At 42.0% G+C, this 2,147-nt stretch carries 1 protein-coding gene; it reads left to right on the forward strand.

Annotated features, from left to right (window positions below; all coding sequences use genetic code 11):
• The first annotated feature begins 323 nt into the window (after positions 1-323).
• A complete protein-coding gene (locus AC4GME_RS15525; protein ID WP_490378803.1) occupies positions 324-2,126 on the forward strand; it encodes an alpha/beta hydrolase-fold protein in 1,803 nt (600 codons plus the stop codon).
• Positions 2,127-2,147 lie beyond the last annotated feature (21 nt).

Raw genomic sequence — 2,147 nt, forward strand, 5'->3', positions numbered from 1 at the left:
ACCAGCCATTCGCTTCAGCTTTTATCTTTCCTCTTATAGAGAAGCTCTAGAGTCAAGTCTTACGTTTTGCCTAAAAGAGCAAACGCAAGACCTGATCCCATAGATTCGAGCAGATTCTCCTTAGTTTTATAAAAGTGTTGCTCTGATTTTGCTTAACATTTTATTAAACAGAAAATTCCATATTCCCACAAACACATCCATCAATAATTTATATCTCAATTTGCAACAAAACATAAAATCCAATATTTACAAACTGATATAATCAGTAAATAATTCAACGAGTTATTTTATCAAACTAGAAAGTCAAAAATCAGGAGTATCATGTGAAGATAAAAAACATTTTTACCAAAGGCTTAAGCGCAATTGCCGGATCAGCGCTTCTACTTGGGATGACAGCTTGTTCCAGTGATACCGAGCTGGCTAATGATAACTGCGCACAAGTGGCCGGCACCTGGATAACAGAGGAAGTTGTCGATGACACGCAATGCGGCGGCCAGGGAAGAACGGAAAACCATCTTTACACTGTCAGTCAGAATAACTGTCAGGTATCGATAGCTGAAAATGGCGCTGTCGGAGAGATAATAGGCTCAAAAATTCACTGGCCCGCTTACTCTTTTCAAATTAATGGCGGCACCGCTGATATTTCTCAAGCAACAAGTAGGCATCAAGGCAACAAATTCGAGAATATGGAGCAGTGGACTTGGAGTAACGAAGATATGGAATGCTCAGGAACAACCGCAACGACGGGATATATCGCCTCAAAAATCATCACAACAACGGAGAATCTGGAAAAAACGCTCGACGGCAAATGGACAGGAAAATGGGCTAACAATAAAATAGAATCTGTGAAAATCATAGAAATCAATAAACAAAATGTGCTGTTCACCTATTACTGGGCGGCCGATCCTTCTATTGATAAAGCCGCGGGCTCAGCACTTATCAGAGGAGATCGTCAAGCCGGAGAAACGCTTGCATTTACATGGGAAATCGCAGACGGCGGCAAGCTTTCTTTTTCCCTGAACGATGATCACGACATACTCAATGTAACGTATGAGAATGGAACTATTTACGGAACGACCGCAATGGTTAAAGATAACAGTATTGCTAAAAAATACAGTTCAATGCTCTCCCCTAAAGATGGCGCTTTTGAACATATCTTTTCTGTGCAGGCTGCCAATGCTAAAGAGGTCTATCTTGCAGGTGAGATGACCAGCTGGCAAAGCAATGTCCTGAAGATGAAAAAAGGAGCTGACGGCGTTTGGTTTCTCCCCCTGTATCTGGAGCAAGGGGCTTGGCAATACAAGTTCGTTATTGATGGAGAGTGGACTTATGACAAAGCCAACCCAGCCACCACTGACGATGGATTTGAAGGCTATAACTCAATTATTGTGTTAGGTGAAGAGAATAGCGACGCTAAGCTTACTGTCGACATCCCTCACGGCAGTGTAGAAAAAATCAATATACAAAGCAAAGCGTTAGGGACAAACAGTGCGTTTATGATTTATCTTCCACCCGGATACTCGCAAAACGCTGTAAAAAGCTACCCGGTTTTATTTTTGCTGCACGGTTACGGAAATAATGAAGGACAGTGGACCCGAGACGGTAAAATCCAAAATTTTATGGACAACTATCTCCATAAAGGCTGGATTCAGCCTTTCATCGTCGTTATGCCTTTCGGTGATACAAGCATGTATGTTGGAGAGTATGAAACACATATCATGAAAGAAGTGATGGGTTATGTGGACACGAATTACCGGGTGAAAACAGGTAAAGCTTCCACGGCTATTTCCGGAATGTCGATGGGAGGATTTGGCGCTTTTTATTTAGCCCACCGTCATCAAGATGTATTCGGACTAGCGGCTCCTCTTAGCGGCTTTTTCAATATGAGTTTATATCCCGAGCTAGGCGCAGATGGAAAAATTACCATGGATTCTGAACTGCATTTCTACTGTGGTAAAGATGACACCATCAGTTTTGCTTCTAACGAAAAGTTAGTAAAAAAATTAAAAGAAAACGGTGTTAACTTCACTTATCAAACGGCAGCCGGCGGACACACTTGGCGCTATTGGAACGGCATCAGTAAGGACTTCCTAAAAGTTGTCTCTGATTACTTCAATAAGTCCTGAGTACTGGAGGAGTTTCTGCAT

The sequence above is a fragment of the Psychromonas sp. genome (assembly GCF_983033635.1).